This window comes from Veillonella faecalis (genome assembly GCF_024677885.1).
Lineage (GTDB): Bacteria > Bacillota > Negativicutes > Veillonellales > Veillonellaceae > Veillonella > Veillonella nakazawae.
Genome location: NZ_JALBWL010000001.1, coordinates 602221 through 616460, shown reverse-complemented (window position 1 = coordinate 616460; position 14240 = coordinate 602221). Strand labels below are relative to the sequence as shown.

The following is a 14240-nucleotide window of genomic DNA, read 5'->3' as shown; positions in this document are numbered from 1 at the left end:
ATTTGTCGTGAATCATCGGAACACCCAGAAAAGTAAGTACTCTTGGATTCTTATATTATGTATTATTGTAGGCCTTGTATCCTCTTTATACTTAGTATTTGAACGCCATCAGATAGAAAAATCTCAAAACCATATAGAAAATATCGTAGATTATGATGCTGTTTTACGGGCTAATGCTTTTGAAAAACGTAGTCAACAAGAGGCCTTTGATGCGCTTCGCAATGCAGGTGTAACAGCATTTGCTATTTATGATCGCACCTTAGAAAAAGCGAAAGATGCGGGTCAAGTTAAGGTATTATCTTCCGAAGAAATGGATTCTGTCCGTGTTAATGGGGCATCCGTGAAACATGGTGCAACTTATGTAGCTTTGATTTCTGGTAAAGAAGGCTATTATAAAGAAATTCGGGAAGATTTATATCATCGTATTGGTAAAGATAAAGTTAAAGAGCTTAATACAAGTATTGGTCCGGTTCTTGAGTTATATGGTGCTACTGCAGATAGCTATCTAAAAATGAATCTTGGTATTTCCAAGCTTCAAGCTCAAGAAGTTGCTAATCGTGGATTTAATGTTATTGTTCGACCTACAAATTACAGAAATGTAACGTCTGAAGATCTTCAATATCTATTTAAACGCCTTGAAGGAATTCCACATGTTACTGGTATGATTTTTGCTGGCAAAGAAGCTCTTGGTGCGCCTAACTTAACTGATGAAACCTTAGAATTATTACATAAAAATCACATTCCTTTAGTTGGTATCGAAGCTGTTAACCAACTTCAATATGAGCCACAACAAGGTTTCTTAGAAATGGCTGCTAAAGAGAATTATAGCGTTGGTCGTGTATATACAATTGCTAAGGACGAATTAAAGAAAATTACTCCTGAAGAAGCAGCACAACGTTTCTATATTAGTGATATTGAACGAAATATTCGTTTCAATTTATTCCCTATGTATGAAACTGGTGTAAATAATGAAACAGTATTACAAACTACCATTAACTATATTGGTATGACTACTGAAAAACTATCTACAAAAGGTTATGAATTTGGTCCTGCTGATATTTATCCAGCATATACACCTAATCCATTGTTAGTAGTTATTACTATGATAGGTGCTATTGCACTTTTCGTTTACGTTGGTCAAATGTTACTTCCAATGCGTAAACATACACAATTGGTCGCATTCTTTGGAATATCTCTTGTATCTGTAGTATTATTCATCATTACAAGTGGCACACTGATTACTCAAATTTGGGCCTTATCTAGTGCTATTATGGCTCCTGTAGGTGCTATGATCCGTTTGATGGAAGAATGGCGTCGTTATGATGGTGCTCGTCCATTAGGTGCTATTAAATCTACCGTATTAGCAGTTCTTTATCTCGTAATTGCTGCACTCTTTGCAGCTATTGGCGGTATGTATATTGCATCTTTGCTAGGAAATACGAAATTCTTTATGGAATTTGCTATCTTTAGAGGTGTTAAATTAACATTTGTACTTCCAGTTGTATTGGTGATTATCGCTTATTTACAACGTTTCCCATTGTGGAAAGGTCGTATGATTAACTCTAAAGAAGAAGCAAAGAAATTTATAGTTGAATTTTTAACAATGGATGTTAAGTTCTACGTATTCTTTGTAATGGCTGCTCTTGGTGGCGTGGCATGGGTATTTGTTGGCCGAAGTGGTCATACAGCAGGTGTTCCTGTACCAGGAGTTGAACTCATGCTTCGTCGTTTTCTTGAAAATACAATGTATGCAAGACCTAGAGAAAAAGAGTTCATTATTGGTCACCCTGCATTAATGTTGGCTACATTTGCATTCCTACGCAAATGGCCTACAGTGATCCATTTCTTATTAACTATTGCTGGTGTTATTGGCATAGCGTCTATGGTTGAAACATTCTGTCATATTAGAACTCCTGTATTCATGTCTATTATGCGTGGATATGATGGTTTGTTAATTGGTGCGCTCTTAGGTTTGCTTCTTATCATTGCTGTACGTTTTATGATGTATGTAACACAATGGTTCCAAGCTCGGGAGGTTGACCATGAGTAATATTGTTATCTCTGGCTATTATGGTTTTGGTAATGCTGGTGATGAAGCAATGCTTTGTGCCATTATCGATGCCATTCGCAAAGAGGAAGCAGATGCGCATATTACGGTTATTTCTGGTAATCCTACAGAGACAAGCAAAAAGCATAACATTCATGCGGTTGGAACATTTTCTGCATTCGGTATTCTAAAGGCTATTGCCAATTCTGATTTAGTAATCAGTGGTGGAGGCAGTCTTTTACAAGATGCTACAAGTATTCGTAATACATATTATTATTTAAGTATTATGGCTTTAGCTAAAATGATGGGAAAAAAGGTAATGCTTTACTCTCAAGGTATTGGGCCTTTAAATCGTCCCTCTACACGAAGAGCTGTTAGCTTTATATTGCGATTTGTGGATACCATAACGGTTCGTGACTCTATTTCAAAATCTGAATTAGAGTCCTTAGGAATTGAGGATGTAGAGGTTACAGCTGATGCTGTTTTGGCTATGCAACCAGCTGATTTATCTATTGGTAAACGTATTTTAGAAGGATATACATCTAAACTACCTAAATCTATAGAGAATCCAAAACGAATTGGTGTTGCTGTTCGTAGTTGGAAAGATGATACAGAGTATCGTGAGTCATTAGCCAATGTGTTAAGCCGATTACAAGAGCAAGATGATGTAGAGATTATATTTACCCCCATGTCTCATCCAGAGGATACAAAAGAAGCTAAAATTATCGCTAGTTATATGCCAAAGGGCGCTATTGTTCTTGAAGGCCCATTCTCTACTGAGGAACAAGTATCCTTATCGGGGAATGTGGACCTAATGATTGGTATACGTCTTCATGCGCTTGTATTTAGCTCTTTAATGGGGAAACCTGTTATCGGTATTTCCTACGATCCTAAAATTACAAGCTTCTTACATATGATTGGTCAGGAACCAATAGGAACTATGACACATCTTAGAGAAGAGGCGCTATATCAACGATGTCATAAGCTCTTAAATTCTAGAGATGAGTATCAATCCTCTTATGATCGTATTGAAGCATTGCGTATAAATTCTCAACGTAATGCAGAAATCGCTATTTCATTACTTAAAGATTATTAATATATTGGATCCAATCCAGAAAGTGAGGTCTCTATGGCTACATTAACACAAGATGTTAAACAACTAGTTCAAGAGAAGGCAAAAGCTATTCGCGTTAGTATTGTTCAGTCTGTAACGGCAGCGAAATCCGGTCACCCAGGTGGTTCTTTATCTATCGCTGATGTGATGGCCTTGTTGTACTATGTAGAAATGAATGTAGATCCAGCAAATCCAAAAGCTCCAAATAGAGATCGTTTTGTCCTTTCTAAAGGTCATGCAGCTCCTGCTTTATATGCTACATTGGCTGAAAAAGGTTATTTCCCTAAAGAAGAACTTTTGAATTTACGTAAAATTGACCATATGTTACAAGGCCATCCTGATATGAAACATACTCCTGGCGTAGATATGTCTACAGGTTCCTTAGGCCAAGGCATTTCTGCTGCATGTGGTATGGCATTGGCAGGTAAAATTGATAATGCTGACTATCGTGTATATTCCATCCTTGGTGACGGCGAGCTTGAAGAAGGTCAAGTTTGGGAAGCTGCCATGTTTGCAGGTCATTATAAGCTCAATAACTTAACTGCTTTTGTTGATTTCAACGGTCTTCAAATTGATGGGGATATTACAAAAGTACTTTCTCCATTGCCAATTCCAGAAAAGTTTAAAGCTTTTAATTGGAACGTTATCGAAGTAAATGGTCATGATCTTGATGAACTTCATAATGCTATTGAAGCTGCTAAAGCTTTCACAGAAGGCCCAACTTGCATCGTAATGCATACTGTAAAAGGTAAGGGCGTAGGTGAAATGGAAGGTCAAGCAGGTTGGCATGGTAAAGCACCAAGTGCAGAGCAAGGTGAAACCTTTGTTAATGAAATTATGGGGGTACAATAATGGGTAAAGCAACACGTGAAGCATATGGTAATGCGTTAGCTCGCATTGGTAAAGAAAATACAAATATTATTGTTTTAGATGCAGATTTGTCTAAATCTACTAAAACTGACACATTTAAAAATGTTTGCCCTGATCGCTTCTTTAACGTAGGCATTGCAGAACAAAACTTGATTTCTGTTGGAGCAGGTTTGGCTGCGTCTGGTAAAATTCCATTTGTTTCTTCCTTTGCAATGTTTGCAACAGGTCGTGCGTTTGAACAAATTCGGAATGCTGTATGTTATCCAAAATTGAATGTAAAAGTATGTGCTACACATGCTGGTATTACTGTAGGTGAAGATGGTGCTACACATCAAAGCTTGGAAGATATTTCTTGTATGCGTACTTTACCTAATATGACTGTAGTAGTACCTGCAGATGAACGTGAAACAGAAGCAGTAGTTGAATGGGCTGCATCTTATGAAGGTCCTGTATATGTTCGTTTAGGCCGTGCTGGAGTAGATGATGTTACTGCGGAAGGTTATACATTCGTACCTGGCAAATCTACTACATTGGTAAATGGTTCTGATGTAACTATCATTGCTTGTGGTGCCTTGGTTGGCCCTGCTGTTGAGGCGGCAAAAAACTTAGCTGAATCTAATGTGTCTGCCCGCGTTATCAATATGGCTTCTATTAAGCCTATCGATGCAGAGGCAATTGTAAAAGCAGCTACTGAAACAGGTGCTATTGTAACAGCAGAAGAACATAATATCATTGGTGGTCTTGGTTCTGCTGTGTCTGAAGTTGTTGTTGCTAATAAGCCTGTTCCTATGGAATTCGTTGGTGTCCGAGATACATTTGGGGAGAGTGGTACACCAAAAGAATTAATGGCTAAATATGGCTTAACAGCAAAAGACATTGTAGAAGCAGTAAAACGTGTAATCACTCGTAAATAATCAAAGGGGATCCCATGATTGAATTTAAGAATGTTAGTAAAGTCTATGATAATGGTTCTGTTGCATTAGACGATGTGTGTTTAACTATAAATGACGGCGAATTTGTCCTCATTTGTGGTCACAGTGGTGCAGGGAAATCAACTCTATTTAAGTTGTTGACACATGAAGTTGTACCAGACACTGGTACAGTTATCGTTGATGACTTTGATGTTACGCGTATGAAGCGTAGTAAAATTCCAAAATTACGTAGAAAACTTGGTGTTGTATTCCAAGATTTCCGATTATTACCGAATAAAACGGTATCAGAAAACATTGCTTTTGCACTTGAAGTAATTGAAGAGAAACCAAAGGTAATTAAAGAAAAGGTAAGTCATGTACTAGAGCTTGTTGGGTTAACAGATAAGGCAAATGATTTACCAGAGGATTTATCTGGTGGTGAACAACAACGTGTTGCTATTGCCCGCGCCATTGTAAATCGACCATCTGTGCTCATTGCTGATGAACCGACTGGTAATCTAGATCCTGATACAAGTAAAGGTATTGTCGATTTGTTTAAACATATCAATAATTTTGGTACAACTGTTATTATGGTTACCCATAATATGGATCTTGTTTCGTATTTAAATAAACGTGTTATTCGTCTTAAAGATGGTCGCGTTCAAAGTGATAATATGAGAGGTGCTGAAATTAATGAAGCCTAGAACATTGAAATACTTTTTTAAAGAAGCCCTCAAATCTATGAAGCGTAACGGTCTTATGACATTAGCATCTATTTCTACAGTGGCTTTATCCCTATTTATGCTTGGGGTATTCCTTTGCGGTGTTATTAATTTGAATAACATGGCATCTAGCTTAGAAAACCAAGTTCAATTGAGCATTTACTTAAAAGATGGTTTAACAACTGACCAAATTATGGCAGTAGGTAAGCAAATTAAAGCTATACCAAATCTTAAGCATTTGGAGTTTGTTAATAAAGAGCAAGCGATGAAGGAATTCAAAGCACGCCTCGGTGATCAACAACAATTAGTAAATGCATTAGGTGATGTAAATCCATTGCCAAACTCTTATGTATTAACCTTTGATAATCCTAGTGATGTTAAGGCAACAGCTAAATTAGCTACTACATTCCAAGGTGTTGAAAGTACACATTATGGTCAAGATATTGTGGAAGAACTCTTCCGTATAACTCAAGTTATCAGAATTGGTGGTATCGTATTAATTGCATTCTTAGCAGCAGCTACATTGTTCATCATTTCTAATACAATTCGTTTGACTGTGTTCGCTCGTCGTAAAGAAATTGCTATCATGAAATATGTAGGTGCAACAAATGGTTTTATCCGTTGGCCATTCTTGATAGAAGGCATGTTATTAGGTTTAGTTGGAGCTATTATTGCCGTTCTTTGTGTAGGTGAATTCTACCATTTCATTACTATGGAAGTTTCTGAGTCTTTAGCATTCTTCCCATTAGTACCAATGTTCCCATTCTTCTATGATGTGGCTATCTATATTTTAGTTGGCGGTATTATAGTAGGTGCTATTGGTAGTACAATTTCTTTAAAACAATACATGAAGGTGTAATGTTTATGAAATACAACACAATCAAATCCCGTCTGGTAGCAACAATTTTAACTGGTATAGTAGTACTGGGAACACCACTATACATCGTTGCGGAAGATGAGGATTTAACGAATCAATTAGATTCAATTCAACAACAAGTTAATCAACAAAACTCTATTAAAGCTGATGCTGAAACTGTTATTGTAAGCGTATCTGAACAGTTGCGTCAAATTGAAGAGCAATTGCGTCAAGCTCAACAACAGTTAGAGTCTATTCAACAACAACGTGTAGCCGTTGAAAATGATATTACTGTTAATGAAAAGTTACTAGCAGAAGCACAAAAACGTTTAGAAGGACGTGAGTCCGTATTTTATAAGCGTGTACGTGATATTTATATCAATGGTCGTCTAAGTTATTTAGATGTTGTTATTGGTTCTAAAGACTTTAGTGATTTTGCAAATCGACTAGAGATTTTAAAACGCATTATTGATTCTGACATTAAATTAATCGATGAAATCAAAAAAGAACGTGCTGAAATTGCTGCACGTAAGCAAGCTCTTGAGCAATCTCGAGCTAAATTAGTGGAGCTTGAAAAGGCAGCAGTAGCTAAACAAGCTGAAATTGAACAAAAAAAGAAAGAACGGGAAGTCGTTCTTCAAAAAGCACAAAATGATCGTGCCACTGCAATGCAAGCTGTGGAAGAACTCAATGCTTCTTCCGCTCAAATTACTGCACTATTAAAAGCACGTCAAGCGGAACGTGCAGCGGCTCGCGCTGCTGCAGAAGCGGCGGCCGCAGCAGCAGCTCAACAGTCTGCACCAAGTTACTCTTGGGTGCAAGGTTCTGGTCAACTGGGGTGGCCTGTAAGTGGTGAAATTACTTCTCCATATGGTTATCGTACACATCCAATTTGGGGAACAACGATTTACCATTCTGGTATAGATATTGGTGTTGATGAAGGTACACCTGTTCATGCTGCTGATGGTGGTACCGTTGTTTGGTCTGGTTGGATGGGCGGCTATGGTTATGCCGTAGTTATCGACCATGGTAATGGCATGTCTACCCTTTATGGCCATAATTCTGAGCTTGCTGTCTCTGAAGGACAAGATGTATCTAAAGGTCAAGTTATAGCCTATGCTGGTAGCACTGGTAATAGTACTGGACCACACGTACATTTTGAAGTTCGTATAAGTGGGGATCCTGTGGATCCTATGGGATATTTATAATATGAAATTTGATACACGTACGGTGTTATGGAGCCTATTGAAATATATAGGCTCTGGCATCGTTATTATGTGGCTCACGTTTTGGTATCTATCTGGTTCATTCTGGGGGTTACCAAGACTATTTGTAGCCTACTATGCTGCGAGTCAAGTCTTTATGACACCTATGTCTAAAGCTACCCTTTATGATGGTATGTTAAAAGGTTTGATTGGCTCTTTGGGAGAGCCTCATAGTGTTTATTTAGATGCTGATGAATTTAAGTCCATGAAAATGCAAACATCTGGTACTTATGCTGGTGTAGGCATGGTTCTTGGGCATGATGATAAAGGTTTATATGCAGTTAGTATTATGGAAGATCAACCAGCTTTCAAAGCGGGTATTAAACCTGGCGACCATATTATTGCTATCGATGGTCAATCTACAAGTGATATAACTGTAGAAGATGCATCCTCTCGAATTCGAGGTGAGGCAGGTACTGTTGTAGCCCTTGATATAGAGCGCAATGGTGAAACATTGCACTTTGATATCACTCGTGAATCCATTGTGTTACCAACTGTTAAAAGTAAAATGCTCACAAGTACAGTGGGATACATTCGTATCAGTCAATTCGCTGAGAATACAGCTGATGATTTTGAAACACAGTTTAAAGAATTGCAATCTCAAGGTATGAAGGCACTGGTGTTAGATCTCCGAGATAATCCTGGTGGTTTGTTATCTACAACAGAAAAGATTTCTAACTATATTATGCCTCCAGGTACACTAGTAACGGTACAAAATCGAGCTGGTAAAAAAGATGTTTATAAGTCGAATGGCCCAGAAGTAGCTATGCCATTAGTAGTTCTTGTTAATAAAGGATCTGCTAGTGCATCTGAAATTATAGCTGGTGCTATTCAAGACCGTAAACTAGGTACTATTTTAGGTACTAATACATATGGTAAAGGTACAGTTCAAACTATTTACCCTAGCCTTGATAATGAAGGCGTTAAGGTAACTATAGCTAAATACCATACACCAAATGACCGTGTTATTGACGGCATTGGTATTAAACCAGATGTAGAGCTTGATCTACCAAAAGGTGTAAATCCATCTAGTACATTAGATGATATTCAAATTAAAAAGGCATTAGAGTTATTACAGCAATAATGCGTAGGAGTTAAAATATGTTTATAGATAGAGCGCGTGTCTTTGTTAAGGCCGGTGATGGTGGGGACGGCATGTCTAGTTTCCGCCGTGAGAAATACGTGCCAAATGGCGGCCCTAGTGGCGGCGATGGTGGTAAAGGGGCAGACGTTATTTTTAAAGCGGACAAGAATATTAATACTCTTGTAGACTTTAGATATAAACGTCAGTTTAAGGCGCCTGCTGGTGGTAATGGTGAAAGCTCCAATAAGCATGGTCGCGGTTCTGAGCCACTTATTATTCCAGTTCCGTTGGGCACTGTAATTAAAGAAGAAGAAACAGGTAAAATTTTCTGTGACCTCGTTAACGATGGCGATACATTTGTTATTGCTAAAGGTGGTCGTGGGGGCCGTGGTAATGCACGCTTCCAAACAAGTGCTAACCGTGCACCGACATTTGCAGAAAAAGGTGAACCTGGCGAAGAGTTCTGGTTACAATTAGAATTAAAAGTATTGGCAGATGTAGGTTTATTAGGCTATCCATCTGTTGGTAAATCTAGTATATTGCGTAAAGTTTCTAAAGCTCAACCAGAGGTTGCGGCCTATCACTTTACTACATTGACACCTGTACTTGGGGTAGTAACAATCTCTGGGGACCGTAGTTTTGTACTAGCTGATATTCCTGGGCTTATTGAAGGTGCTAGCGAAGGTGTTGGTCTAGGACATAACTTCTTGCGTCACGTAGAACGGACTAATATTTTAATTCACGTCCTTGATGTATCTGGTATGGAAGGACGCGATCCAAAAATTGATTTTGATGCTATTAACGAAGAGCTTCGTAAATATTCTGAAAAATTAGCCAATAAAAAACAAATTGTTGCACTCAATAAGATTGATATGGTCTTTGATGATACAACAATTCCTGATACAAAAAAATATTTTGAAGATAAAGGCTACGAAGTATTCCTTATCAATGCATTGAGTGGCGAAGGTTTACCAGAACTTATGGAACGAGCATACTACTATGTAGAAAACTACGAGCCAGAACCGGAAGCAACTGATGATACAGTAGTATACGAAGCAAAACCAGATGTAGAATTCGTTATCACTCGTGGTGACGATGCTGCATTCTATATTACAGGTAAACGTATTGAACGTTTAGTAGCAATGACAAATTTAAGTGATGATCAATCTCTTCGTAGATTCCAACGCATTTGGCGCTTTATGGAGCTAGATGCTAAATTAAAAGAAAAAGGTTGTAAAGACGGTGATGAAGTTGTAATTGGCGATCAACGCTTTACATTCCAAGAGTAGGAGTAATAATGACAGGAAAACAAAAACGGTATTTACGTTCTTTAGCAGCAACAATGCCACCAGTAGTTCAAATTGGTAAAAATGGTTTAGAAAACAGTGTTATTGATAGTGCTCGCGCAGCCTTAATGGCTCGTGAATTAATCAAGGTGAAATTACACAACAATAGCCCTGAAGATAAGACGATTTTCCAAGAGTTAGCCGATATGTTAGGTGCTGAATTAGTCCAAGTCATTGGTTTTAATGGTGTTTTATATAAAGCTAAAAAAGAACCTAAAATTATTTTACCTAAGTAAATCGTCATATTACTGAATTTTATTATTGTGGGAACTTCATAACCTGTTGGCCTAGGAGGTTAATCTATGCGCAGTGCTATCATCAACGCAAAAAGAATAGTAGTTAAAGTAGGCAGTAGTACGCTATGTTATGCTAATGGACATTTAAACTTAGAGCGCATAGAAAGATTAGTACGCCAATTATCAGATTTAGCTAATCAAGGTAAAGAGGTTATCCTTGTTTCCTCTGGTGCAACGGGAGCTGGCCTTGCCCCTCTAGGATTTAAAGAAAAACCTAGAGACCTTGTTTTGAAACAAGCTGCTGCAGCAGTAGGACAAGGTATCCTCATCCATATGTATGAGCGTATGTTTCGTGAATATGGTCGTACAGTAGGTCAAATTCTATTAACAAAAGAAGATAGTACAGGCCGTCATAGTTATCTAAACTTGCGCAATACACTACATACGTTATTGCAACTCAATGTTATTCCTATTATCAATGAAAATGACGTAGTTGCTATTGAGGAATTTAAAATTGGTGATAATGATACTTTATCTGCTACAGTTGCAGGTATTGTAGATGCTGATTTACTTATCATCTTATCCGATATTGAAGGATTATATACAGCTAATCCAGCAACTCATCCTGATGCAACATTGATAGAAGTCGTTTCCGAAATTACTGATGAAACCTATGCTATTGCAGGTGGAGCTGGATCTAATATGGGTACAGGTGGCATGTATACCAAGATAAAGGCAGCCCATATGGCTACAAACTCTGGCGTACCTATGGTAATTACATCCGGTGAGGTGGAGGATTCTGTGCGCCGCGTATGTAAGGGTGAAAATATTGGTACCCTCTTTGAAGCACATGATGCTGGCTTATCAGGAAAACATCACTGGCTTGCCTTTGGTAAACGGTTAAAAGGGTCAATCACTATTGATGATGGTTGCGCTCGTGCTGTATTAGATAAAGGTGCTAGCATTTTACCAGCTGGTATTATTGATGTAGATGGGGCATTTGGGCCTGGTGATACCATCTCTATTTACCATGATGGTAAAGAAATCGGTCGAGGTCTTATTAACTATGGCATCGAAGATATGAAGGCCATTAAAGGTCATAATACAAATGATATAGCTAAAATTTTAGGAATTAATACAACCTATGATGAAGCAGTACATCGTAATAATCTAGTTTTATTACATTGAGGATATCCTATGAACCAGTATGAAGAAATTTGTAAAGATATGGGTCAAAGAGCTAAAGCGGCATCCTTTGAATTGGCTCAAATTGATCAACACACTTTAGATTCTGCATTATTGGCAATTGCAGATGCAGTAGAAGCACAAACTGATGAAATCATGGCTGCCAATAAGTTAGATTTAGACAAATCTGGCGATTATAATGTGCCACAAACCATGATTGATCGATTAACATTAACACCTAATCGTATTGCTCAAATGGCAGAAGGTGTTCGTCAAGTCGTAACTCTTGAAAGCCCTGTGGGATCTGTTATGGAAACGATTACACGTCCTAATGGCTTGACTATAGAAAAAAGAGCAGTACCTTTTGGTGTTATTGGCATTATATTTGAAGCTCGTCCAAATGTAACAATTGATGCAGGGGTCCTCTGTTTAAAAACTGCAAATGCTACGATATTACGCGGTGGTAAGGAAGCCTTCCATACCAACCAAATCATTGTGTCTATTATGCGCAATACCCTAGAAACTCTTGGAATTACGCCAGATGCGATTCAACTCGTGGAGGTTCTAGAGCGAGAGATGGTTGGCGTATTACTGCAACAACGTGAATATATTGATGTTGTTATTCCACGTGGTGGAGCAGGACTCATTCGCCGTGTTGTTAATGAAAGTAGTATTCCTGTAATTGAAACGGGGAGTGGTGTATGTCATACCTTTGTCGATGAATATGCCAATCTAGATATGGCGTTAGAAATTGCTATTAATGCAAAGGTACAGCGTCCATCTGTATGTAACTCTATGGAGACTCTATTAGTACATCAAGCTGTAGCTGCTGAGTTTTTACCTCGTCTTGATGTGGCGTTACAAGAATATGGGGTACGAATTCACGGCGATAATGCTGTAGCTCAATATATGGGTAATACAATTCCTTTAACAGATGATTCTTTCAATACAGAATATAATGATATGGACTTAAATGTACGTATTGTTGATACTCTTGAGGAAGCAATCGATCATGTGAATTTATATTCTACACATCATTCAGAAGCTATAGTAACAGATGAACCAATGCGTGCAAAAGTATTTATGAACTTAGTAGATTGTTCTACAGTTTATCACAATGCATCAACTCGTTTTACTGATGGTTTTGAATTTGGTTTTGGTGCGGAAATTGGTATTAGTACCCAAAAGCTTCATGCTCGCGGACCAATGGGATTACAAGCACTAACATCATATAAATACTTTGTATTTGGAGAAGGCCAAGTTCGAAAGTGAAGACCGTATATTACTTAATAAGGGCATACTACAGATATATTCAGACTCCAAAAGGTCGATACGAATGGATATCCTATGGAAAGGCATTGCTCTTGTTTATCGTTATCAGTGTCATTGTCATTAAGGGTGTGGCATTATTATGGTAGAGAAACGTCGTATAGGAATCATAGGTGGAACATTTAATCCTATCCATTTAGGGCATCTAATGATTGCTGAGGTGGCTTGTGAAAGCTTTAACCTAGAAAAGGTAATTTTTGTACCTGCCAAGGTTCCACCTCACAAACAACATGATGTAATAGATAGTCGTCATCGATATGCTATGACGGCAGCAGCCGTATCAGATAATCCTAATTTTGAGATTTCTGATGTAGAGATGCGTCGAGAAGGCCCTTCGTATACAGTTGATACTATTCAACATTTTAAGGTCCTTTATGGACCAAATGTTGAATTTTACTTTATCGCTGGTACTGATACAATTCGTGCATTACCAACGTGGAAGTTTATTGAGGAATTATTAGATGAGGTCCACTTTATTGGCGCTACAAGACCTGATGGATCAAGTGCAATTGACGAAACATTAACGATTTTAGGCCCTAAAGCACGTGAAAAAATACATCTTATGGAGGTTCCTGAGATGAAATTATCTGCTACGTATTTACGAGAACGTCTACGCTCTGGTAAAACAGTTCGATATATGTTGCCAAAATGTGTGGTGGAATATATTGAGGAACACCATATTTATGGGAAGGAATAAAGGATGTTATCATTTGATGAAATACAACTTAGAGTGAGTCAATGGCTGAGCAAGAAACGATTTAAGCATACTCTTGGCGTTGTGGAATCGGCTACTCATTTAGCTAAGCTTTATGGCGTTGATGTTGAAAAGGCTAGATTAGCTGCATTACTACATGATTGCGCTAAAGAATTGCCTTTACAGGATATGCAAGATCTTGTGAAAAGTGAATCTTATGATGCTGATCAAGAATTATTAAGTAATGGCAATCTTTTACATGGTTTAGCTGGTATGATTCGAGCAAAAAAAGAGTTTTCTATATCTGATGATGAGGTTTTAGAAGCCATTCGAGTTCATACGACTGGAAAGGTACATATGTCTACGCTAGATAAGGTGATATTTTTAGCAGACTATATTGAGCCTAATCGAAATTTTCCCGGTGTGGATGAGTTGCGTAACGTTTCAGAACTAGATTTAGATAAGGCTGTATTGCTTGGTTTTGATAATACTATTATTCATCTTATAGAGCAAAATTTATCGATTTATCCGTTGACCATTCTTGGTCGTAATGATGTGTTACAATCTTGTAAATAATGGAG

General features: G+C 37.9%; 14 protein-coding genes. All 14 read left to right on the top strand.

Going from position 1 to position 14240, the window contains the following annotated elements; translation table 11 throughout:
• Window positions 1-7: 7 nt before the first annotated feature.
• The gene (locus tag MOQ65_RS02910; protein WP_119208225.1) at window positions 8-2050 is read left to right on the top strand and encodes a DUF5693 family protein; all 2043 of its coding nucleotides are present in this window, start codon (window positions 8-10) and stop codon (window positions 2048-2050) included.
• Complete coding sequence (gene csaB / locus MOQ65_RS02905; RefSeq protein ID WP_257846578.1) at window positions 2043-3143, top strand: polysaccharide pyruvyl transferase CsaB; 1101 nt, start codon at window positions 2043-2045, stop codon at window positions 3141-3143. The genes MOQ65_RS02910 and csaB overlap by 8 nt, the downstream gene beginning before the upstream one ends.
• A 33-nt stretch (window positions 3144-3176) precedes the next feature.
• Window positions 3177-4013, top strand: coding sequence for a transketolase (locus MOQ65_RS02900; protein WP_257846577.1), 837 nt, complete (start codon window positions 3177-3179; stop codon window positions 4011-4013).
• Window positions 4013-4945, top strand: a complete 933-nt coding sequence (locus MOQ65_RS02895) for a transketolase family protein (protein WP_257846576.1) — start codon at window positions 4013-4015, stop codon at window positions 4943-4945. Before MOQ65_RS02900 ends, MOQ65_RS02895 begins: the two co-directional genes overlap by 1 nt.
• Window positions 4946-4959: 14 nt before the next feature.
• On the top strand, window positions 4960-5646 hold the full coding sequence (gene ftsE, locus MOQ65_RS02890; protein ID WP_105085528.1) for a cell division ATP-binding protein FtsE: 687 nt from the start codon (window positions 4960-4962) through the stop codon (window positions 5644-5646).
• The gene (gene ftsX, locus MOQ65_RS02885) at window positions 5636-6523 is read left to right on the top strand and encodes a permease-like cell division protein FtsX (protein WP_024066929.1); all 888 of its coding nucleotides are present in this window, start codon (window positions 5636-5638) and stop codon (window positions 6521-6523) included. Before ftsE ends, ftsX begins: the two co-directional genes overlap by 11 nt.
• The gene (locus MOQ65_RS02880; RefSeq protein ID WP_156440659.1) at window positions 6523-7728 is read left to right on the top strand and encodes a murein hydrolase activator EnvC family protein; all 1206 of its coding nucleotides are present in this window, start codon (window positions 6523-6525) and stop codon (window positions 7726-7728) included. The genes ftsX and MOQ65_RS02880 overlap by 1 nt, the downstream gene beginning before the upstream one ends.
• Window position 7729: 1 nt before the next feature.
• A complete protein-coding gene (locus MOQ65_RS02875) occupies window positions 7730-8869 on the top strand; it encodes a S41 family peptidase (RefSeq protein WP_257846575.1) in 1140 nt (379 codons plus the stop codon).
• A gap of 17 nt (window positions 8870-8886) precedes the next feature.
• Window positions 8887-10158: a GTPase ObgE gene (gene obgE / locus MOQ65_RS02870; protein ID WP_119208216.1), complete on the top strand. Its 1272-nt coding sequence runs from the start codon at window positions 8887-8889 to the stop codon at window positions 10156-10158.
• 8 nt (window positions 10159-10166) lie between these two features.
• Window positions 10167-10451, top strand: coding sequence for a ribosome assembly RNA-binding protein YhbY (gene yhbY, locus MOQ65_RS02865; RefSeq protein ID WP_024066152.1), 285 nt, complete (start codon window positions 10167-10169; stop codon window positions 10449-10451).
• A gap of 66 nt (window positions 10452-10517) precedes the next feature.
• Window positions 10518-11639, top strand: a complete 1122-nt coding sequence (gene proB / locus MOQ65_RS02860) for a glutamate 5-kinase (protein ID WP_257846574.1) — start codon at window positions 10518-10520, stop codon at window positions 11637-11639.
• 9 nt (window positions 11640-11648) lie between these two features.
• Complete coding sequence (locus MOQ65_RS02855) at window positions 11649-12908, top strand: glutamate-5-semialdehyde dehydrogenase (RefSeq protein ID WP_257846573.1); 1260 nt, start codon at window positions 11649-11651, stop codon at window positions 12906-12908.
• A 139-nt stretch (window positions 12909-13047) separates the two neighbouring features.
• On the top strand, window positions 13048-13662 hold the full coding sequence (gene nadD / locus MOQ65_RS02850; RefSeq protein ID WP_257846572.1) for a nicotinate-nucleotide adenylyltransferase: 615 nt from the start codon (window positions 13048-13050) through the stop codon (window positions 13660-13662).
• Window positions 13663-13665: 3 nt separating this feature from the next.
• A complete protein-coding gene (gene yqeK / locus MOQ65_RS02845; RefSeq protein WP_257846571.1) occupies window positions 13666-14235 on the top strand; it encodes a bis(5'-nucleosyl)-tetraphosphatase (symmetrical) YqeK in 570 nt (189 codons plus the stop codon).
• The last annotated feature ends 5 nt before the right edge of the window (window positions 14236-14240 follow it).